Raw genomic sequence first — 21620 nt, forward strand, 5'->3', positions numbered from 1 at the left:
TAAATAGTATGACTGCTGCCGAAAACCAAAGTACCCACCCCCAAAGCACCCATCCCTGGAACCCGTCCGGCCGCCCGTCCGGCAACGCTTCTGGCCAGCCCGCGCTCACCCCCCACGCGCTCGATGAATGGGTCGCCGCGCGCCTGGCCGCCTATCAGGGGGCCATTGACCGCCTGTTGGCGGTCGAAGGGCCGCGCACGCCTGAAAACTCGCTGCGTGCCTACGATGAGGCCGTGGCCGAGCTGGGCCTCACCGGCTCGCAGGTGGGCCTGCTCGACAGCGTGTATCCAGACAAGGCCATCCGCGACAAGGCGCAGGAGCTCTCGCAAAAAATTGCTCAGGTCGGCGTTCTGCTCGGCCTCAATCGCCAGGTGTATGAGGCGCTGGCCGCCATTCCGCTCGACGGGCTTGATGCCGCCACGCGCCATTACCTTGAGCGCACCCTGCTCCAGTACCGCCTCTCGGGCGTGGACAAGGACGATGCCACCCGCCAGCAGCTCCAGGCCCTGCAGGAGAAAGCGACCCTCGCCGCACTCACCTTTGGCCGCAATGTGCAGGAGTCGGCCAATCTGGTCATCGTCGAAGACGCCGCCGAGCTCGACGGCCTGCCACCGGACTTTCTCGCCGCTCATCCTGCGGCCACCGAGGGCGAGCACAAGGGCAAAATCGTTCTGACCACTGACTTTCCTGACTATCTGCCCGTCATGACCTTTGCCCGCTCAGGCGATCTGCGCCGCCGCATGCAGTTGGCCTACAACACACGCGCCTATCCGCAGAACCGCCAGATTTTGCTGGATCTGCTCACCACGCGCCGCGAAATCGCCAATCTGCTCGGCTTTGAGACCTGGGCCGACCTGGCCACGGCGGACCAGATGATGGAGTCAGCCGCCAACATGCAGGCCTTTCTCGATGAGCTGGCCGCCGCCACCAAAGAGGGTGCCGAACGCGAATACGCCATGATTCTGGACTTCGCGCGCCGCCAGCAGCCCGGCCTTGAACAGATCGACGCTGCCTCCCGCGCCTATTGGCTCGAGCAGTACCGCCGCTCGGCCTTTGACTTCGACTCCCAGGCCGTCCGGCCCTACTTCCCCTATGAGCGCGTGCAGGCGGGCGTCCTCGCCACAGCCGAGAAGCTCTTCCGCGTCGAGTTCCGTCCCATCGCCCAACCCGATGTCTGGCACCCCTCTGTCACCGCGTGGGAGGTCCACGAAGCCGGCCAGCTTGTCGGCCGCTTCTACCTCGACATGCACCCCCGCGAGGGCAAGGATAAGTGGTTCTCCGCCCACCCGCTCATTCCCGGCGTCGCGGGCCGCCAGTTGCCCGAGGCCGCGCTCATCTGCAACTTCCCTGAGCCGAAGCCGGGCGCGCCCGCGCTTCTGCAGTACTCCGACGTCGTGACCTACTTCCACGAGTTCGGCCATCTCATGCACGCCCTTCTGGGGGGACGCCAGCGGTGGGCGGGCCAGAGCGGCATCGCCACGGAAGGCGACTTTGTGGAAGTGCCCTCGCAGCTATTGGAGGAGTTCTTCCGCGACCCGGCCCTGCTGGCCAGCTTCGCGCATCACTACCAGACCAACGAGCCCATCCCCGCCGCCCTGGTGGAGCGCATGAACCGCGCCGGAGCCTTTGGCCGTGCCGACTGGGTGCGCACGCAGATCTACTACACCACCTACTCGCTCGAAACGCACCGCATTCCGCCGGCCGAGCTCGACCCCGACCAGTTGCTTGAGGATCTCTACCGCCGCTTCCTGCCCTACCGGTGGCTCGACGGCAACAAGATGTACGCGAGCTTCACACACCTGGTCGGCTACTCGTCGAACTACTACACCTACCTCTATGACAAGGTGATCGCGCTCGACTTCTTCGACCAATTCCCGCGCACTGAACTGCTCGATCCGGCCACGGCGCAGCGGTACCGCAACACGGTCCTCGAGGCCGGCGGCTCCATGCCCGGCAAGCAGATTGTCGAAGCCTTTCTGGGCCGCAAGCAAAGCATGCAGGCCTTCACCGAATGGGTCGGGGAAGAGTTTGAGGCTGTGGAAGCTGCAAGTTAGTTCTCCATCGGATCCCGATCTATTTCCTCATCCGGGGTATTTATCCGGGTCCTCCCGAATTTTCCCCTCAACTAACTAAAGCCGGGTGCCCCGGGTCCGTCTGTTCGGACCCGGGATTCCCGCTCCATCCGTTCCCGTTCGACAAAACTCCACCACGATTCCACCTGAACCACCCCTTGAAACCCCGTCGAATGATGACGAAAGCTCGACCATCGCCAATCCTCCGGTTTAGCTACAAGCCCCCGGTCACAGGAACTAAAGCGAAGCCCAAACGTAGAAAGGCCACCTCCTCAGAGGTGGCCTTTCTTGCTAAACCAGAAGTGCGTTACAGCGCCGCGTGCTGTCCGGCGTGACGGATCTCGGCCAGCTTGCGGCCCAGCACCGGCAGCCCGAAGGCGAGCGCTGAAAACACCAGCGTCGAGGCCAGATCGTTGCGATAGAACGGCAGTCCCGCGGCAAAGCAGGTCATCAGGCCCGCCAGCGTGTGCGGATACATCCCCGAACCCACCCAAACCGCGTAGTTGCTCACGGCAAAGAATGACGTCGAGGCCAGCACCGCGCCCGAGCCCACGCGCAGCGCGGTGACCTTCTTGCTGAGCAGCAGCGCGCCCAGCACCACCACGGCTGCGTACCAAGCCCACGTCACCAGGTAGTCGTTCACGTGGAAGGCATAGTTATACGCAAACACCGTCAGGTAGTAGTCCGTCGCGGCCAGCGCCAGCACCGGAATCCACATCCAGCGCAGCGAGCGCTTTGCGCCGAAAAAGAGCAGACCCGCGCCCACAGCCGTAAAGCTGAACCACGGATGTGGAATCACGCGGCTCATGACCGCGGCAATCACCCAGAGAAATGCTGACATTGTTCGCCTCGTATAAACACTTATTGTCCCGGTCAAAGCCGCTCAGGGTCAAGCCAGCCCGCTTCCACGCGCTCAAAATTCCGCGTATTTCCCTCCGCAAACCGGCCTCGCCCTGCTACTTCTGTCCCTATTTCTGCTCGCGGCCATCCATGTACATGGCTTCCACCTCGGGCTGCATGCCGTGCGTTACGTCCACATACACCCATCCGCTCAGCGGAGCCTGCCGCCCTGCGCCCGCGCCTTCATTCAGGCCCAGCGCCGCCGCCGTGCTCGTATAGCGCAGGTCGCGAAACTCCACCGCATGCCAGTCCTGCCCCTTCGGCGGCGCAGGCTCACCCGGAATCGCCACCTCGCCCATATCCTCCACCAGCGGCCACTTCGCCCAGTCCAGATACACGCGCCCCAGGTACGACTGCTTCGCCGCCTCCAGCACCGGCGTCTCGGCCGGCTTGTAGACCGGAGCGTCCGCTATCGTGATCTGGTCATCGAGCGTCTTCACCTGCGCCGTGCGGTACGCCGCGCTGGTTTCCAGCAGCCCCTTCCATACGAACGGATCGAACATCCGCGGCTCGGCCGCCACGCGCGATACCGGAACCGGCAGGTCGTTGTTGTTCCTCAGCAGCGCCAGGGCGTGCTCGTGCTCGCCGTTGCGCACCGCCCAGTAGAGCAGCATGAAAATCAGCGCCGTCCACGCCCATCCCCGCCCGCGAAAGCGCTTGCGCCGGTCGCCGATCTCCTGATCGGTGAGCTTCAGCAGCGCCGGAATCAGCAAGGCCAGCAGCAGCGCCGCAAAAATATACGGATCAAAAATCGAGACGATGCTCCACGCATACCAGTGCTTGTCAAACGGGAAGAACGGCCGCAGGCCATAGTTATTCGTGAAGTCCAGCAGCAGATGGCTCAGGTCTGCCACGAATGCGCCCAGCCACAACCATCCCCAGCGCGGAGCCAGCCCGGCCTTCCCCGGCTTTCCGCGCCACTGGTGCCACAGCCAGAAGACGGCCACCACCAGCAGCGCCATGAACGGCGCGGCCACCAGCGTGTGCGTGATGCCGCGATGGTGCTGCAGGGTAGCCACCGGCCCGCGCACCTCCCACAGCATGTCGATGTCAGGCGCCTCGGCGGCCAGCACCAGCGCTGCGGTCGCATAGGCCGTCTTGCGGTTGAAGCCCGCGCGCGAGAGGCATGCGCCGGTCAGCAGATGAGTCACAGGTTCCATATCGTCTTCGACGCCACCGTATCCGCTGGGGCCATTCCGATGCAAGGCCGGCTGCTCTCAGGCAATGTATCGAGTGGAAGCCCTATAAAGGGTACGGGCTTCAGCCCGTACATCAACGCTCGCATTTCAGCCTCTAGGGATGCTGCGTCACCTCGATCGCAAAGGGCAATCCCGGGTCCGGCTCGACCACCACATCCTGCATCCACACAATCTCGCCCTGCCATTCCACCAGCGGCCACGCCGGCTTGCGGGCCGCGTCGAGCTTCAGCCGTGCAAACACTTCCTTGAGCGGCTTTTTGCCCGCGGTGTAGCGCATTCGCACGCGGTCCCCGGCCTGCGGAGTGCGCAACACGGCCGCACTCACCGCGCCCGCATCCTCGCGCAGCCGCTTCATCACCACGCGCAGGCCATACGCTTCGGCCACCACCTCGCCGGGCACCGGAATCTCCACCGCCGGCAGCCGCGCGGTTTTGGCTGCCGCGCCCACCGGCTCGCGCACCAGCCGCAGCTCACGCGGAGTTCGCTCGGCACGCAACTGCGCCGTCAGTTGCTCGCGGCGCGCGCCTTCCGGCTCCAGCATGGCCATCACGCGCTCCACATCGGCAAACTCCAGATGTGCGCCGAGCTGCCGCGCCGCTTCGCGCAGCACGCGCCGCCGCAAGGCCACCGGCAAGGCGCGCAGCCGCTCCTGCTCCATGCCGAGGCTGCCCTCTTCCGGACGCGTCGAAACTGCGCGCCCACCGCCGCGCACTGCACGGCCCGGCAACAGCAGTTGCGGCATCAGCCGCTCCAGCTCCTGCTGCCAGTACGCCTCTTCGTCGCGCGCCAGCGCGGCCATCTGGCCGAGTTGTGTGCCCACTTTCGGATTCATCTTTTTCATCTCCGGCAGCAGCTCATGCCGCACGCGATTGCGCGCAAACTTCGTGTCTGCATTGGTGCTGTCTTCGCGCCACGGCTGCCCCAGCTCGCGCAGATACGCCTCAATCTCTGCGCGGCCAACGCCCAGCAAAGGCCGCACAATCTGCCCGCGTTCGCAGGCCACCACGGGATGAATCCCGCTCAAGCCCTCGGTCCACGCGCCGCGCAACAGCTTCAGCACAACTGTCTCCGCCTGGTCGTCGCGTGTGTGCGCCGTCGCCACGGCATCCACCGTGCCCTGGGCCAGCAGCTCACGAAAGTACGCATAGCGCAGATGCCGCGCCGCTTCTTCCACACTTTCTTTCTGCTCGCGCACCCGCGCCGCAGTATCTACGCGCGTGCTGTGCAATGTCAGCTCATGCTCCTGCGCAAGAGCCGCCACAAAGGCCGCATCGGCCTCGCTCTCGGCGCCGCGCAGTCCGTGCTCCACATGCATCACGTGCAGCACCAGCCCCATCTCCCGGGCCACCGGCAGCAGAGCGCGCAGCAACGCCACGGAGTCCGCGCCGCCGGACACGGCCACGCCCACGCGCATGCCTGCGCGCAGAGGCTTCCGGTCCAGACTCAATTGCGCCGCCATGCAGTTATCGTAATCGCCGGGCACTCGTCACGCTCCATCCTCGCGGCCTATACTTCTGCCATGCCGACCACGCGCTCCGCCACCGTTGACGACGCCGCACAGATCACCCATCATCGCCGCCGCATGTTTGTGGATGCCGGCCGGCCCGACAACGCCGTGCTCGACCGCATGGCCGACGCGCACACGCCATGGGTCGCGCGCATGATCGAAGAGGGCAAATACATCGGCTGGCTCACAGAAGAGGAAGGCCACGTCGTCGCCAGTGCTGGGCTTCTGCTGCTCGACTGGCCGCCGCACCCGCTCGATCCTGTCTCTACGCAGCGCGGCTACCTGCTCAACGTCTATGTGGAGCCGGCTTTCCGCCGCCGCAAGCTGGCCAGCAACCTCATCGAGCTGGCGCTGGCCGAGGCACGCCGCCGCAAGATTCGCGTCGTCTCGCTGCACTCCACCGCCGAGGGCCGGGCGCTCTACGCGGCCAATGGATTTCGCCCCACCAACGAAATGTTTTTTGTGGAGCCGGTCGAAGGCTGAGAGTGCTCGCCACGCAGCCTGCCTGCTTTTTTGAGGCGCTAAAAAGGGTGGACCTGCGTCCAGAGCCTATTTGTGCGATGATTGGTTGCGATATTCGCACCATCTCAAGGCAGCTGCTCATTTCTGCAGGCTCGGTGTACCCGGCAACTGCCACGCTCAAGCGAACAGGGGCTCACAGACATGCCACCATCCACCCTCGCGGCCATTCTGCTGGTCGCCGTGCTCTTCGGTTGCGCGCTCTACTGGAGCCTGCGCCCGCCTGCACCATCGCTGACCACACAGGAAGACGAGATCGATCCGCTTTCCGAGACGCCTGTCTCCTAAGGCGCGGCGTGTTCTTTCGCCGTCGAAACCTCTTCTGATAAATTCGCCAGCCGGAAGCAGTGCCGCGCAATCTGCATCTCTTCCTCAGCCTGCATCACGCGCACTTTCCCGCTGCCGCCTTCGGCATCATTCGTGTGAATTCCCAGCATCTCCAGCCCTTCACAGCAAAGCCCGCGCACTTCCGCGCTGTGCTCGCCAATGCCGCCGCTGAAGATCAGCAGGTCCACGCCGCCCAGCACCGCAGCATACGCGCCAATAAACTTCCGCACGCTCATCGCAAAGGCTTCCACGGCCAGCGTCGCACGCGGACCACCCTGCGCGCGCGCCTCCACCAGCGCCTGCATCGCGGTCTCTCCGCCTGAGAGTGCATACAGGCCCGACTGATGATTCAGCACCTCTTCGAGTGCATCGGCCGTGAACTGCCCGGCCCGCAGCAGATAAAGCACCACGCCGGGGTCCAGATCGCCGGGCCGCGACGACATCGGCACGCCTCCCAGCGGCGTGAGTCCCATTGAGGTATCCACTGACTTGCCTTCCAGCACCGCAGCCAGGCTCGCGCCTGAGCCCAGATGCGCGCAGACGATACGCTTCGGCACTTCACCGCCATTCTCCGCGCGCAGCCGGTGCAGAATCGACTCGTATGACAGCCCGTGAAATCCATACCGCCGCAGCCCCTGCTCATAAAACCGCTCGGGCACAGCATAGTGATGAGCCACCGCCGGAATCGTCGCGTGAAACGCCGTATCAAAGCACGCAAACTGCGGCACGCCTGGCAGCAGCTCTTCCGTGGCCTCAATCAGGGCGAGCGCAGGCGGAATGTGCAGCGGAGCAAAATGCACAGATTCGCGCAGCGTCTCCACCACTTCTTGCGTAATGCGCTGGTGCTCGGTCAGGTGCGGCCCTCCATGCACCACGCGATGCCCCACGGCGGCAACTTCGCCAGGAGCCGTCACCGCCAGCGCGCGCATCATCTCGCCCAGTGCTTCACGCTGCGACGGCAGCGTGTACTGCCGGTTCAGCAGCTCCTTGCCCTCGGCATCTTCGAGCTTCAGCCGTCCATCTGTGCGGCCTACTCCGCTTACTGATCCGCTCAACAAAGCGAATACGTCACCGTCACGGTAACAATAAACGCCCACCTTCAAAGAGGAGGAGCCGCTGTTGATTGCCAGCACCAGCGGCCCGTTTGCACCGGGGCCCCCGGCGACAGGTCCAGGTCGCTGGGGTGATCTGCCGCTCACTCGGGCCATGTCCATTCGTTGATCGCCTCCGGATCAATGCCATGCTCATGCGCATACATCACATGCTCGGTCACCTGGTCAAAGAGCCAGTTCTTTGCATGGCCCCCAATTGCACGCAACCCCGGCACGCGGTCAATCGCATTCATCGCCAGATGGAAGCGGTCCACCTTGTTCATGATGGCCAACTCCAGAGGTGTATTGATGTTGCCGCGCTCGCGATATCCATGCACATGCAGGTTGTGGTGGTTGTTGCGCTGGTAGGTGAGCCGGTGAATGAGCTGCGGATATCCGTGGAAGTTGAAGATCACCGGCGTATCCGGAGGAAACAGCGAATCATAGTCCCGCTCCGGCAGCCCGTGCGGGTGCTCATCCTCCGGCACCAGCCGGAACAGATCCACCACGTTCACAAAACGGATCTTCAGCTTGGGGAAATGCTCGCGCAGCAGCGCTGCGGCGGCCAGTGCTTCCATCGTGGCAATGTCACCCGCGCTGGCGATCACCACATCCGGTTCGCAGCCCTTGTCTGTGCTCGCCCACTCCCAGATGCCGATGCCTTTGGTGCAATGCTTGATGGCTTCATCGGCGCTCAAAAACTGCAGGTGCGGCTGCTTGTCGGCCACAATCACGTTTACGTAATCGGTGCTCTTCAGGCAGTGGTCCGCCACGCTCAACAGGCAGTTTGCATCGGGCGGCAGATAAATGCGCGTGACCTCCGCGCTCTTGTTCGCCACAATGTCCAGAAAGCCCGGGTCCTGGTGTGTGAATCCGTTATGATCCTGCCGCCACACCACGGATGTAATCAGCAAATTCAGTGACGAGATGGGCGCGCGCCAGCGAATCTCCTTCTTCGATTTCTCCAGCCATTTCGCATGCTGGTTAAACATCGAGTCAATCACATGCACAAAGGCTTCGTATGTCGCAAAAAACCCGTGCCGCCCTGTTAACAGATAGCCTTCCAGCCAGCCTTCGAGCGTGTGCTCGCTCAGCATCTCCATCACGCGGCCATCCGCCGCCAGCTCGCCACCATCGGCATCTTCGGGCTTGTACCCGGCCTCCCATGTTTTCTTGGTGGCTTCATACACGCCGCTCAACTTGTTTGAGGCCGTCTCATCGGGCCCAAACAGCCGAAAGCTCTCTGGGTTCCGGCGAAACACTTCCGCCAGGTAGGTGCCCAGCGTCTCCGTCGAGCTGGCATACATCTCGCCGGGCCGCTGAAACTTCAGCGCAAAATCACAGAATGCCGGCAGGTCGAGCGGCTTGCGCAGCTTGCCGCCATTCGTGTGCGGATTCGCGCTCATGCGCCGGTCGCCCTTCGGCGCAAGTTCCTGCAACTCGGCCACCAGCCGTCCGCTCTCGTCAAAGAGCTTCTCCGGCTCATAGCTGCGCATCCACGCTTCCAGCATCTTCAGGTGTTCGGGGTTTTCCTTGACGCCCAGAATTGGCACCTGGTGCGCGCGCCAGAAGTCCTCCACCTTGTGCCCATCCACTTCCTTCGGGCCGGTCCATCCCTTCGGCGAACGCAGCACAATCATCGGCCACCGCGGCCGCTCCCACTTCCCGCTCTCGCGCGCCTGCTCTTGAATCTCCTTGATCTCGCGCACGCAGGAATCGAGTGTCGCGGCCATCTTCTGGTGCATCTGCTCCGGCTCGCTGCCCTCCACAAAATAGGGCTTCCATCCATATCCGGTGAACAGCGCCTCCAGCTCTTCATGCGAGATGCGTGCCAGAATCGTGGGGTTCGCGATTTTGTAACCGTTCAAGTGCAAAATAGGCAGCACCGCGCCATCCCGCGCCGGATTCAGAAACTTGTTCGCATGCCACGACGTTGCCATGGGCCCGGTCTCGGCCTCGCCGTCACCCACCACCACGTTCACAATCAGGTCAGGATGATCAAACGCCGCGCCAAAGGCATGCGAAAGGCTGTAGCCCAGCTCGCCGCCTTCATGAATCGATCCCGGTGTCTCAGGCGTGCAATGGCTGCCGATGCCGCCCGGGAATGAAAACTGCCGGAAGAACTTCCGCATGCCTTCCACGTCGTGGCTCTTGTCGGGATAGATCTCTGAATACGTGCCTTCCAGATAGCAGTTCGCCAGCGTGGCGGGCGCGCCATGGCCCGGCCCCGAGATATAAATCATGTTCAGGTCCTGCTCGCGAATCAGCCGGTTCAGATGCACCCACACAAAGCTCTGACCGGGGTCCGATCCCCAGTGGCCCAGCAGGCGATTCTTGATGTGCTCCGGCCGCAGTGGCTCTTTGAGCAGCGGATTTTCGCGCAGATAAATCATGCCTGCCGCCAGATAGTTGCACGCGCGCCAGTACGCATCCATGCGCTGCAATTCTTGTGGTTTCAGCGTGGGTTCGGCATTCGTCGCTGTCTTGCTCATCGGTATCTCCTCGGCAAAAGGGTTCGCGGTCCGCGGCTCAAGGCAGTTCGCGTTTCATACTAGGTAGGATGCGCGCCTCCTGCCGCACCCTGCATCACAGCCCCATAAACAATCGTGTGGTAGACAGCGGAATGCCCCTTCCCGCTGCGTTTCCGCCGCCCGCTCCACTGCGTGTTCTGTGAATTCGGACCGGCTCATGCCGGGCAGGCGTTCGCGCACGCCTGCGGCTTTCACCTGCTGAAAATTACTCGAGACGAGCAGGTCCTGACTCGGCAGAGTCATCGCTGTCGCCACCACCCCGACAAAAGCCGGGGAGCTTCCCCTCGCAAATCACTCCCGCCAGGTCTCCCCCGCTCGATCCCGCAACCCAATTCCGCGAAGACCATCATCACCGGAAATACGGTCACCCTCATAGCCACCCCCACGAACACGACCGCTGTTCTGCGCTACCGCTCGCGAGCGGTCCATTTTCAGGCTCTGAAGCCCTCTTCTCACTTTCTCTTTCGAGTTATCCCTCGCATCAGCTACCCTGAGGCCATCTTTCCTCGATATTTCCCGGAGTGCATCGATTGTGAGCAGGCGGCTGGCGTGGTGCTTTTTGTGGTGGAGCTGTGCGCTCCTGCTGGCTCTTCCGCAATCTCTTCCGGCGCAAACTCCCGCGGTGGCCGCGGCGCAGATTAAAGGCGAGTCGCAGCCCGCCCATCCTTACATCCCTAAGCTCGTCGATATCACCGCCAGCACCGGCATTCACTTCGTCCACAACTCTTCGCCCGATGCGCGCTACATCGTTGAGTCCATGAGCGGCGGCGTTGCCTTGATCGATTACGACCGCGACGGCTACCCGGACATCTATTTCACCAACGCGCCCACCGTTGCCCAGTATCTGCAGGGCGTGCCCGCCTACAGCGCTCTGTATCACAACAACGGCAACGGAACCTTCACCGACGTCACAAAGCAGTCCGGTCTCGGCAATCCCTGCTGGGCCATGGGCGCGGCCGTCGGCGACTACAACAATGATGGATGGCCCGATCTGCTCGTGACCTGCTTCGGCGGGGTCGAACTCTTTCGCAACAACGGCAACGGCACCTTTACCAATGTCACAAAGCAGGCCGGCCTCGCGTCCGATCATGGATGGGCCACCGGCGCGGCCTTCGGCGACTACAACAACGACGGCTGGGACGATCTCTTCGTCCCCCACTACGTCGATCTTGACCTGCACGATCTGCCCACGCTCGGCTCCAGGCCCACCTGCATGTACCAGGGCATCGCAGTGCAGTGCGGACCGCGCGGCCTGCCCGGCTCGCCCGACAATCTCTACCGCAACAACGGCAACGGCACCTTCACTGATGTCTCAAAAGAGGCCGGCGTCAGCGATCCCAACGACTACTTCGGCCTGACCGGTGTATGGGAAGACTTCTACGGCGACGGCAAGCTCGACCTCATCGTCGCCAATGATGGCGAGCCCAACTACCTCTACCAGAATGACGGCCACGGGCACTTCAAGGAGATCGGCTACGCCTCGGGCCTGGCCCTCAACGGCGATGGATACGAGCAGGCCAACATGGGCATCGCTCTCGGCGACTATCTCCACACCGGCCGCCTCTCCGTTGCCATCACCCATTTCAGCGGCGAATACACCACGCTCTTCCGCAACGACGGCAACTTCAACTTCACCGATGTCTCGGCCCAGGCCGGCCTCGTGCAGGCCACCGCTCCCGATGTCGGCTGGGGCGATGCCTTTGTCGATGCCAACAACAATGGATGGCCCGATCTCTTCCTCGTCAACGGCCACGTCTACCCCCAGGTGGACTCCAAAGCGGTCGGCACCCATTACAAAGAATCGAAACTGCTCTTCCTCAACGAGGGAAACGGCAAATTCTTCAATGCCAGCAAGTTAGTGGGGCCAGCCATCCAGATTCCGCAGGTCAGCCGCGGCCTCGCCGTGGGCGATCTCTTTCATGACGGCCATCAGGAGCTGGTCATCGAGAACCTCGTCGGCGGCCCGATGATCCTGCGCATCGATCCAAACCCGAAGAACCACTGGATCAGCCTCCAGCTTGCCGGCTCTCCGGCCCAAGGCAACCTGCTTGCCCTCAATGCCCGCGTGCAGGTCATCGCCGGCGATCTCTCCCAGGTGCAGGAGGTCCGCAGCGGCGGTAGCTATCTCTCCCAGAACGACTTACGGCTCTACTTCGGCCTCGGCAGGCACACCCGGGCAGACAAGATTGTCATCACGTGGTCCGATGGCGAAAAGGAAACGATTACTGGTCTAGCCGCCGACCATTACTACTCCATTCTGCAGGGCGTGGGCATCGTTCCCGCAGCTCGCATCACCCCTCGGGCTCCCGCAAAATTCTAAAATCTTCTTCTCAGCGGGGATTTTTACAGCAAATACAGAAATCCATACCTAACGCTATGACTATTAGCAGTTCAGTAACTTTTTATTGAGAGAGCTACGCTGCTACATACAGAGAATACGGTTTCCCAGCGCTCTTCTCCCTGTAAATACAACGTTACAGTCCCTGGTACCCCTTCCGTAACCGTCACGCACCCGTTACGCCGAGTTGATCCAGTTTTTTGCAGGTCCTCACAGCCTCTTTGTTACTTGTTCTTACTGTCTAGGGACGGATCAATAAAACGTTTGACAGTCGAGATTCGGCGCGTGTACAGATTGTCCGGTTTAGTAAATCGCATTACTGAACCACGGACCGCCGTCAGATATCAGTGTCGATCTCTCGACGGCCCGAATTTGAGGAGAACAGTATGATGCAAATCATTCAAAGAGGGACGAGGGGGGCCATGTCCGGTTCGACCGGCCAGAACTCCCGTCCAGGAAACGCTGGGGGAGCGTTTTCCATCGTCTCGCGCCTGAGTCTGTGGGGAGCGTTGATGGCTTTCGCCTTCTTCCTGCTCTGTGTCCCGCAGCTACGCGCGCAGACGACCGCCAGCATGTCCGGCACGGTCACTGACCAAACCGGCGCAGTCATTCCTGGCGCAACGGTGACGCTGACCAATCAAGCCACCCAGGCTCAGCGCACCACAGTCACCACCGGGACAGGCCAGTTCACGCTGACCGCGCTGCTGCCCGGCACCTACACGGTTAATGTCTCGGCCAAAGGCTTCCAGGGCTATGCTCAAAGCGGCCTTGCGCTGACAGCCGGTGCAGACGTGGGTCTACCCACCGTCAAGCTGGCCGTTGGCAGTGCGGCGCAGACCGTCACCGTCCACACGACTACCCAGATTCTGCCCACCATCAACGGTGAGCATGCCGCTGTGCTGAGCGCGCAGGACATTCACAAGCTTGCACTTGGCGCTCGTGATATCACTCAGTTGCTCAAAATTCTGCCCGGCGTTGTTACCACCCCGCAGGGCATTGGCAACTCGACTGCCTTTAGCCAGGTGCACACTGCCACCTCCAGCACCGTCGGTATCGGGATCGTGGCCAATGGCGCTCCGTATCGTGGCGGCACAACTCAGTTGCTGGATGGCGTTGACATCACTGACCCGGGTTGCAACTGCCAGGCCATGTCTTCGGCAAATCCGGATATGACGCAGGAAGTCACCGTCGAAACCTCCAACTTCGGCGCAGACTCGCCCTTCGGTCCCATCCTCATCAGCTCCATCAGCAAGTCCGGCGGATCGCAGTATCACGGCGAAGGCTACTTTGTTGCTGAAAATGACGTGCTGAATGCCATCGACTGGCAGACCAAGAATGCGGCGGCCAGCCAAGGTAAAAAGGCCCAGAAGGGTAGCGCCCACTACTACTATCCGGGCTTCAACGTCGGTGGTCCCATTCCCGGAACGCATAAGAAGCTTCGCTTCTGGTTCGGATACGAAAAAGACCTCCAGAACACCGGTAATGCCAACATCCTGTCATCGTTCATTCCAACGCCTGACATGATGAACGGCCAGTTCGGCAACACGCCGGCCAATGCAACGTTCTGTACCGGCACCTCTATCAACTTTAAGGTAGACAACGGTTGTAACGACCTTACGAACACGGTTCTGCCCAACGGCGTCACCCTTCCTGGCGGCGGCGGTGCGGGCAGCCAGATTCCTGCGCAGTTCCTTGACCCCGGTGCCAAGGTGCTCTCCAGCTTCTGGCCCAAGGCCAACATCACCCCGGTTGCTTCGACGGGTTACGTCAACTACCGCCAGGCCATCCCGGGCACTGTGGATGGTTGGACCTATCGCATCCGTGTCGACTACAGCCCGACGGCGAAGGATCAGTTCTTCGTTTCCTACCAGCAGGGCTACACGGATGAGCTCACCAACTACAACGGTGCCCACATTTACTGGACGCCCGGAAACGCCATTCAGTATCCCGGCGGCGGCCTGTATCAGAAGTACTACACCAAGGCCATCGCGGCGAACTACGTCCACACCTTCGGAGCCAACCTCACCAACGAGTTGATTCTGGCCTGGGGTTACCTCAACGCTCCAGTCGGTCCCAACAACCCGAATCAGGCCACCCGTAGCGGTCTTGGCTATCCCTACGGAACGCTCTTCAACACCGGCTCCAACATCCTGCCGGCTTACAGCACCGCAGGTTCCTGGACCTTCCCGGACTTCTCCGAACAGGACATCTTCGACAATCCCTCGCACCAGTACCTGGTCAAGAAGGAACTGCCCTCGCTGGCAGACAACCTGACCTGGCAGTACAAGAGCCACACCATCAAGCTGGGCGCCTTCATGGAAGAAGTCACCAACGATCAGGGTGAGTATGAAGATCCGAACGGCAACTTCCGTAACTTCAACATGTACGGCGGCATTCCACAGAACGTGATCACCGGTCAGAACATTGGTTCGCCCAACAACCCGACCGCAAACTTCCTGATGGGTATTGCTACAAACTACACGGAGAACAACGTCGTCAAGGTCACCGATATGGCCTATGGCGACTTCGCCTACTACTTCGATGACACCTGGAAGGCCACCTCGCGCCTCTCCATCGACTACGGTGTGCGCATCGAGCACCTCGGCCACTGGTATGACAAGAACAAGGACGGTGAGGCTGTCTTCATTCCGACCGACGTTCTGCCCGACTACAACTCCGGACGCCAGAATCCCGGCTTCCGCTGGCACTCCACCGACCCGGGAATTCCGTCCAGCGGTATGCCCAACCGGTTTGCCTACCTGACGCCGCGCTTCGGCATGTCGTATGACGTCTTCGGCAATGGCAAGCTGCTGGTTCGCGGTGGATGGGGCATCTTCCGCTTCGCCGACCAGTACAACAACTACACCGGCCCAATTCAAACCTCACAGGAAATCGCAGGCTATTCACTGCCTGGCAACACCTCCATCTTCTTCAATCAGCCCCAGCAGGCTGCTGCCACCGGTGGCGTGGCCGGACAAAATGGTGCCCCCGGCATCATCGTTCCGCAGGTCGGCGTGGGTTGCAGCCCAAGCAATCCTTGCATCGATCCCGGCCAGTCCGGCCTCAATCCTACGGATGATCAGATTCCCGACTCCTCAGCCTGGAACCTGACCATCGACAAGCAGTTGCCCTTGAACTTCCTTCTGGAAGCTGCTTACGTAGGCAATCACGCAGAGAACCTGCCCCTCGGCGGTGAAGCCCTTGCAGGCAGCAACTTCACCGACTTCGACAACGTCAACAAGACTCCGCTCGGCGCTTACTTCAAGCCCGACCCGCTGACCGGTGTCATGTCCCCGAACCCGGAAGACGTCACGCAGACCTGCGTCGTGAATGTGGGTTGCCACTCCACCGGGAACAAGACCGCCGACTATCGCCCCTACGGTAAGGTCTACGGAGACAACAATGTGGAGGTGCTGGATACCGCTGGCTACTCCAACTACGACGCACTGCAACTCGCGCTGGTACGTCACGGCACGAATGCAAACGTCAACGTCAACTGGACCTACCAGAACAACCTCAGCACCAATATGCAGGAAGACGCTTTCCATCTGCGTCGCAACTACGGTCCTGCCACCACCACCCGCCGGTACGTCTTCAACTTCTCCGGCTCCTACACCTTCCAGCAGCCCTACAAGGGACAGAACCTCTTCCTGCGTGGGGCCGCCAACGGCTGGACGATCTCGAACATTACCACCTGGCAGTCCGGTGGCTTCCTGACGTCCACCAATAACTCCAACTTCGGAATGGGTCTGCAGTACCTGCCCGACTACAACGGAGCTCCGGTCTCCAAGACCAATCCGTTGCCGAACGGCGCTCAGGGTACCGGCATCAGCCAGGCCACCTACTACGGCACGAACGCCACGGTGCTCATCACGCCGATCAAGACGTGCAATCCTCAATCCGGTACGGGCAAGAACCAGCTCCTCAAGTACTCCTGCTTCGCACCACCGCAGGTTGGGCAGTACGGTCCAACCTCCGAGCCCTACACCATGGTGGCGTACTTCGACAGTGACATGTCGCTGTACAAGGACTTCCATGTCTGGCGCGACCAGCATGCGGAGTTCCGCATCCAGGCCTTCAACTGGCTCAACCATCCGCTGCGTCAGTTCTCGGGTGGCAACCAGCTCAGCCTGCACTACCAGGTGCCTTACGGAACCAGCAACTTCCAGACCTTCCCGGATGCATATCCTGGAGCGAACCCCAACAACTTTGGCGTGCTCGACCAGAAGAACGGCGCGCCGAACCAGAGAACGCTTGAGCTCTCGGTTCACTACCTCTTCTAACCACCAATGCCTCCTACTTTCTGGAAGGCGGTCTCCATGCCGCCTTCCAGTTTTCTTTTCATTGGCAGAATGCGCGAAAAATCCTCACCCCAAAATTCTCAAAAGGATCGCCGCAAAACGCCCTCACCCGAAATACGATCATTCCCAATGAAGTTCCCAATGTTTTCCCTGCATCTTTCTCCGCGCCACCTCGGCGCTGCCTTGATCGTTCTGCTTTGTGCTCCTGCCGCTCTGCCGCAGACCTCACCCTCCGCATCCTCCATGCAAAAAGTTGAGGCTCACAACGCGCAGATTCTCGAGCAGCACCTCCAGGTCGCGCGCAAGGCCATGGCCGCGCATCAGGACTCCGTCGCCGCGCAGCAATACCGCATCTTCCTCGCCGACGCGCTTGGCGAGCTGGCCATCGCCCGCGCCCAGGCTGGCCAATACTCCCAGGCTGCAGAAAACTTCGATGCTGCTCTCGCCCTCGCGCCCAATTCCCCGGCGCTGCTCGTCGAATACGCGCGCTCCGAATTCCAGGCTGGCAATCTGCCCCACGCCAAGAGCCTCGCCCAGCAAATCATCCAGCAATATCCGCACAACAAAAACGCGCTGGTCCGCGCCTACTCCATCCTTGGGCGCACGCAGCTCGCGCAGCAGGACGCCAAGGCCGCGCGCAAGAACCTCGCGCTCGCTGTGGCGCTCAAGCCAAACTTCCCCAACGGATACAACCTCGCCGCCGCCTGCCTTGCCCTCGAAGACCAGAAGTGCGCCGCCAAAATCTTCTCTGACATGCAGGCCTCTTACGGCAACACGGCCGTCCTGCACATGTACTTCGGCCAGGCCTATCTGAACTCTGACTTTCAGCGCCTCGCCATCGCCGAATTCGAGAAGGCCATCGCGCTCAATCCCAAACTGCCCGGCGCGCACTACTCGCTCGCCGCTGCCTACCTCGCGACGCAGCAGAGCATCGACAAGGCCGAGGACGAGCTCCGGAAAGAGATCGCCGTCGATCCCCAGAGCGCTCTCGCCTATGCCGGGCTCGGCCATCTTGAAACCGGCCAGCAAAAGCTCTCCGAGGCACTGACCGATCTGCAGCGCGCCGCCGCGCTCGATCCGCAGAATCCAAACGTCACTCTCTACCTCGGCCAACTCTATGCCGCCATGCACAAGACGCCCGAAGCCATCGATGCTCTCCGCCGCGCCATTGCCGGCATGCCGAACTCGCCCCAAAACAAGAGCCAGTTGCAAAAGGCGCACTATCTTCTCGGCCGACTGCTCGCGCAGTCCGGCCAGACCAGCGCCGGGCAAAAGGAGTTGCAGATCGCGCAGGCCATGATGCAGCAGGACATCACCCGCTCGCGCCAGCAGTTGGCCAGCTACTATGACCAGAACTCCGCCACGGCTCCGGCCAACAGCTCCAGCACCGCCGCGCTGCCGCAGGAGAAGACCCGTCACACCATCACCAAAGAGCAGCAGGCCGCCGCGCAAGCCGCCACCCAGTTCCAGCAACACATCGCCTCGGCCGTCGCCAACAGCTACAACAATCTCGGGGCGCTCGCCGGCGCGCAGGGCGACGCGCTCGGGGCGCTCGCTGACTTTGAAGGTGCCGCCGCCTGGGACCCCGCCATGCCAGGCCTCGACGAGAACATCGGCCGCGCTGCCTTCGCCGCTGGCCAGTTTTCGCAGGCCGTCGATCCCCTCACCCGCTACATGCAGCACCATCCTGAGGACAAGAGCCTGCGCGCCGCCCTCGGCATCAGCCTTTACATGACGGGCGATTATGCCAAAGCCGCCGCCGCTCTTGAGCCGGTTGCGCTTCCCAATCCTGTCTCCAATCAGGTCGCCTACGTGTACGCCGTCTGCCTGCTCAAGACCGGCAAGCCGCAGCCAGCTCTCGCGCTGCTCAAGAGTCTCGCGCTACAGTTGCCCCGCTCTGAGGATGTGCATCGCACCCTCGGCGAAGCCTGGGCCGCTACTGGCAACCAGCATCAGGCCGCTCAGGAGCTTGGCATCGCACTCTTGCTTGATCCCAATGACGCGGCGGCTTATGCCAACCTCGGCCGCGTTCAACTCGCGCAAGGCGACACCGCGAAAGCCATCGCCAGTCTGCGGAGCGCAGAGAAACTGGACGCAGCCAACAGCCAGATTCACTACGACCTTGCGCAGGCTTATCGCAAAGCCTCACAGCCCCAGCAGGCCGCGCGTGAAATGCAGCAGTACCATCATCTCCAAAGCAAAAGCGCGGCCCAGCCAGACTAGTTTCTTCTGACCGGGCCGCGCCTGCGCGTTCTCTCTTCCTGGATTAGGCGGTTGCTTTTCCGCCGCCATTTTCCGCTGGCTGCGGCTGCCCCGTCGCGGATGCCGCCACCGCAGCCGCAATCTTCTTCGCATTCCAGTCGTCGCCGCTCCATGACCGCACCACCCTGTTGTCCGGCCCAATCAGCGTGATGTCCATGGTGTGCTCAATGTCGTCGCTCGTCTGCTCATACGACACATTGAAGTCCGTGGCCAGCCGCTTCAGGTCCGTGGGCGTCAGGTCCACAAACTCCCAGTGTGCAAAGCCTGATGGTTTCCCGTTCAAGTACTCGAGTCCATAGCGCCGCAGTACCGGCGGCGTGTCATGTACGGGGTCAATGCTGATCGTGATCAGGTGGCTATGCTCCCACGCCGCCGGATTCTTCTTCAGCAATCCGTTGATCTGCGCAAACAGATGTGTGATCACCGGGCAGTCTTCCTTGCATTGCGAATCCACAAACGTGATCAGCACCGCCTTGCCTTGATAATCCGTCAGCGCCGTCGGCTTGCCGCTCTGGTTCGTCATCGGAATCCCCGGAACACTCTCGCCCACCAGCAGCGGATGCGGCGGCAGTTCCGCCATCGTCAGCGCGTGCGCCGGCTCCGAGGTCACCACAATGTCGGTCAGGTGCCGGGCGCTGCCATCCGCCGGAACCAGCACATCGCCCTTAATTTCGTCGCCGGGCTTGAGCCTGTCAAAGACCTTGCTGTCTTTGAGCGTGTACACCACGTCGGTCGCCGGCAGGAATCCAGGAATCATACCCTGCTCGATCATCACCTGGTGCGTGACCTCGCTTTTGCCCAGCACCCGGCCCGTCATCGCATAGCTCGTCACATTCAGGCTTCCGCCCACCGCGCTGGCCTTCTCAAAGCCGGCAGAATGGCTCAGCTTGTTGCATCCGGCGGCGAATACCACCAGCAATCCGCTCAGGGCGGCTGTGCCAATGCGCAACAGACGAGGACGGCTCATGCGAGGTCTCCTTTGGGAGCAAATCTTTGGGGCTTGCCGGCAGAAGGTCCGCGCGGCATCTTCCTGCCCACGCAGGGGCGCACCAATATCGTTGGACGCATCGCCCAGCCCCGAGGTATCGCCTCTTTTGCCGCGCGGGCCTTTCCAGCCGGCAAAAAGCGGCGCAATCTGCTCCCATTCAGTATAAAAGCGCCCGATCCCGGGCCGCCCCGCTGCGACACTTTGCCGCAACCGGTACACTTTTCCTGTTATGGGAATCCGTCTGCAGCGCAACCCATCCGGCCCTCCGTTGAATCCGCAGCGCAAGCGCATCGCCATCATCGCCGCGCTCGTGGCCTGTCTCTCCGCGCCCGGAGCATGGCTCTTTCGTCGCATCCCCACCCTGCAATGGATCTGGCTGCTCCTCATGATTGCCGTCCTCATCTATCTCGGTATCGAGCTCACCCGCATGCGTCAGCAAAGCCGCCGCAACTGGTAGGCGCAGCGGATGCATCCGCCCTCAAGCGCGGCAGAGAATGAACCAGCAAGCCGCCGGCCGATAAGAGCCGGCTCAAGAAAAGGTGACATGAAGACCGTCCTTCTGAAAACCATTCTTCGCAGCATGCTCGCATGGTCTGGAGTCGCCCTGCTGACCGTCAGCGCACTCTCAGCTTCTGCCCAAACCTCTCATCCTCCCCTTTATCGGGTGGCCGATGTTCCTCTGCCCGGACCGCCTGTGCGGTTTGATTACCAGACCTTCGATCCCTCCACCGGCAGGCTCTACATCGCCCACATGAATGCGGACCATCTCGTCATCTTCGACGTGAAATCGCGCCGCGTCCTCGCAAACCTCAGCGGATTCACCCGCATACATGGCGTCCTCAGCGTCCCTTCTCAGCATCGCGTCTATGCATCCGCAACGGGCGATCATCAGGTGCTCGCCCTCAATGCAGACAAGTTGCAAATCGCGGCACACGCCGGCCCGGTCAACTATCCTGACGGACTCGCTTTCGCGCCCGGAACGCAGCGTCTCTTCGTCTCAGACGAGCATGGCGGCGTTGATGCGGTCTTTGACACCCACCCTTTTCATCTTTTGCGCTCCATTCCGCTCGGGGGCGGCGCGGGCAACACCGTTTATGACGCGGACTCCGGCCACATTCTCGTAGCGGTTCATCACCTCGACCAGCTCGCGGTCATTGATCCTTCCACACTCCACATTCTCTACCGTCTGCCACTCTCCGGCATTGCCGACCCGCACGGCATCGCGCTCGATCCCGCCTCGCATCTCGCATTTGTCGCCGGCGAGGCCAATCACTCGCTCGCCGTCGTCGATCTCACGCGCCGCACCGTCCTCTCCCGTCACACCGTAGGAGACGATCCGGATGTGCTCGCCTTCGACCCCGGCCTCCAGCGCCTTTACGTCGCGGCCGAGTCCGGCACGGTCACCGTCTTTCAGCTCACCGGCACACAACTTGCAAAATTGGGCACGCTCCAGATGCCACACGCGCACAGTGTCTCGGTCGATCCGTCCACGCATCTGGTTTACTTTCCCTTGCAGGATCTTCACGGCCATCCGGTCCTGCGCATCATGCGCCCCTGATGGAATCGCCGAAGCCGAGTCCCTAAC

The 21620-nt window shown here is 61.8% G+C and carries 14 protein-coding genes; 8 read left to right on the top strand and 6 right to left on the bottom strand.

Annotation, left to right across the window (positions count from 1 at the left end; translation table 11 throughout):
- Positions 1-8: 8 nt before the first annotated feature.
- Positions 9-2054, top strand: coding sequence for a M3 family metallopeptidase (locus tag ACP_RS10610; protein ID WP_015897325.1), 2046 nt, complete (start codon positions 9-11; stop codon positions 2052-2054).
- 325 nt (positions 2055-2379) lie between these two features.
- Here the strand turns inward: ACP_RS10610 and ACP_RS10615 are convergent, their stop codons facing one another.
- From ACP_RS10615 to tilS, 3 genes are all read right to left on the bottom strand, one after another.
- Positions 2380-2913 carry a DUF6580 family putative transport protein gene (locus tag ACP_RS10615; protein WP_015897326.1) on the bottom strand — a complete coding sequence of 178 codons (534 nt, stop codon included), beginning with the start codon at positions 2911-2913 and terminating at the stop codon, positions 2380-2382.
- Between the two features lie 127 nt (positions 2914-3040).
- The gene (locus tag ACP_RS10620) at positions 3041-4132 is read right to left on the bottom strand and encodes a metal-dependent hydrolase (protein WP_015897327.1); all 1092 of its coding nucleotides are present in this window, start codon (positions 4130-4132) and stop codon (positions 3041-3043) included.
- Positions 4133-4265: 133 nt separating this feature from the next.
- A complete protein-coding gene (tilS, locus tag ACP_RS10625) occupies positions 4266-5654 on the bottom strand; it encodes a tRNA lysidine(34) synthetase TilS (RefSeq protein WP_238525534.1) in 1389 nt (462 codons plus the stop codon).
- Positions 5655-5690: 36 nt separating this feature from the next.
- On the opposite strand from tilS, the gene ACP_RS10630 reads away from it, so the two are divergent.
- Both ACP_RS10630 and ACP_RS18335 read left to right on the top strand, forming a co-directional pair.
- Positions 5691-6161, top strand: a complete 471-nt coding sequence (locus ACP_RS10630) for a GNAT family N-acetyltransferase (RefSeq protein ID WP_015897328.1) — start codon at positions 5691-5693, stop codon at positions 6159-6161.
- Positions 6162-6341: 180 nt separating this feature from the next.
- On the top strand, positions 6342-6485 hold the full coding sequence (locus tag ACP_RS18335) for a hypothetical protein (RefSeq protein ID WP_169305966.1): 144 nt from the start codon (positions 6342-6344) through the stop codon (positions 6483-6485).
- On the opposite strand, the gene ACP_RS10635 is transcribed toward ACP_RS18335, so the two are convergent.
- Positions 6482-7723: an acetate/propionate family kinase gene (locus tag ACP_RS10635; RefSeq protein WP_238525701.1), complete on the bottom strand. Its 1242-nt coding sequence runs from the start codon at positions 7721-7723 to the stop codon at positions 6482-6484. The genes ACP_RS18335 and ACP_RS10635 overlap by 4 nt on opposite strands.
- The gene (locus tag ACP_RS10640; RefSeq protein WP_015897331.1) at positions 7720-10107 is read right to left on the bottom strand and encodes a phosphoketolase family protein; all 2388 of its coding nucleotides are present in this window, start codon (positions 10105-10107) and stop codon (positions 7720-7722) included. The genes ACP_RS10635 and ACP_RS10640 overlap by 4 nt, the downstream gene beginning before the upstream one ends.
- Before the next feature lie 571 nt (positions 10108-10678).
- Here ACP_RS10640 and ACP_RS10645 point away from each other — a divergent pair.
- The 3 genes from ACP_RS10645 to ACP_RS10655 all read left to right on the top strand — a co-directional run bounded on the left by ACP_RS10645 (position 10679) and on the right by ACP_RS10655 (position 19008).
- Complete coding sequence (locus ACP_RS10645) at positions 10679-12466, top strand: CRTAC1 family protein (RefSeq protein ID WP_015897332.1); 1788 nt, start codon at positions 10679-10681, stop codon at positions 12464-12466.
- Positions 12467-12906: 440 nt separating this feature from the next.
- Positions 12907-16767: an outer membrane beta-barrel protein gene (locus ACP_RS10650; protein WP_238525535.1), complete on the top strand. Its 3861-nt coding sequence runs from the start codon at positions 12907-12909 to the stop codon at positions 16765-16767.
- Between the two features lie 159 nt (positions 16768-16926).
- Positions 16927-19008 carry a tetratricopeptide repeat protein gene (locus tag ACP_RS10655; protein WP_041839498.1) on the top strand — a complete coding sequence of 694 codons (2082 nt, stop codon included), beginning with the start codon at positions 16927-16929 and terminating at the stop codon, positions 19006-19008.
- Between the two features lie 43 nt (positions 19009-19051).
- On the opposite strand, the gene ACP_RS10660 is transcribed toward ACP_RS10655, so the two are convergent.
- Positions 19052-20014, bottom strand: coding sequence for an SCO family protein (locus ACP_RS10660; RefSeq protein WP_041839499.1), 963 nt, complete (start codon positions 20012-20014; stop codon positions 19052-19054).
- Between the two features lie 250 nt (positions 20015-20264).
- On the opposite strand from ACP_RS10660, the gene ACP_RS18340 reads away from it, so the two are divergent.
- Positions 20265-20492, top strand: coding sequence for a hypothetical protein (locus tag ACP_RS18340; RefSeq protein ID WP_041839500.1), 228 nt, complete (start codon positions 20265-20267; stop codon positions 20490-20492).
- Between the two features lie 87 nt (positions 20493-20579).
- Complete coding sequence (locus tag ACP_RS10670) at positions 20580-21593, top strand: YncE family protein (protein ID WP_015897336.1); 1014 nt, start codon at positions 20580-20582, stop codon at positions 21591-21593.
- Positions 21594-21620 lie beyond the last annotated feature (27 nt).

The sequence above is a fragment of the Acidobacterium capsulatum ATCC 51196 genome, assembly GCF_000022565.1.
GTDB lineage: Bacteria > Acidobacteriota > Terriglobia > Terriglobales > Acidobacteriaceae > Acidobacterium > Acidobacterium capsulatum.

Bases quoted from the DNA above. Each gene is read 5' to 3' on its own strand.
- ACP_RS10615 (WP_015897326.1), bottom strand. From the start codon at position 2,913: ATGTCAGCATTTCTCTGGGTGATTGCCGCGGTCATGAGCCGCGTGATT.
- ACP_RS10610 (WP_015897325.1), top strand. From the start codon at position 9: ATGACTGCTGCCGAAAACCAAAGTACCCACCCCCAAAGCACCCATCCC.
- ACP_RS10670 (WP_015897336.1), top strand. From the start codon at position 20,580: ATGAAGACCGTCCTTCTGAAAACCATTCTTCGCAGCATGCTCGCATGG.
- ACP_RS10630 (WP_015897328.1), top strand. From the start codon at position 5,691: ATGCCGACCACGCGCTCCGCCACCGTTGACGACGCCGCACAGATCACC.
- ACP_RS10620 (WP_015897327.1), bottom strand. From the start codon at position 4,132: ATGGAACCTGTGACTCATCTGCTGACCGGCGCATGCCTCTCGCGCGCG.
- ACP_RS10650 (WP_238525535.1), top strand. From the start codon at position 12,907: ATGTCCGGTTCGACCGGCCAGAACTCCCGTCCAGGAAACGCTGGGGGA.
- ACP_RS18340 (WP_041839500.1), top strand. From the start codon at position 20,265: ATGGGAATCCGTCTGCAGCGCAACCCATCCGGCCCTCCGTTGAATCCG.
- ACP_RS10655 (WP_041839498.1), top strand. From the start codon at position 16,927: ATGTTTTCCCTGCATCTTTCTCCGCGCCACCTCGGCGCTGCCTTGATC.
- ACP_RS10640 (WP_015897331.1), bottom strand. From the start codon at position 10,107: ATGAGCAAGACAGCGACGAATGCCGAACCCACGCTGAAACCACAAGAA.
- ACP_RS10660 (WP_041839499.1), bottom strand. From the start codon at position 20,014: ATGAGCCGTCCTCGTCTGTTGCGCATTGGCACAGCCGCCCTGAGCGGA.
- ACP_RS18335 (WP_169305966.1), top strand. From the start codon at position 6,342: ATGCCACCATCCACCCTCGCGGCCATTCTGCTGGTCGCCGTGCTCTTC.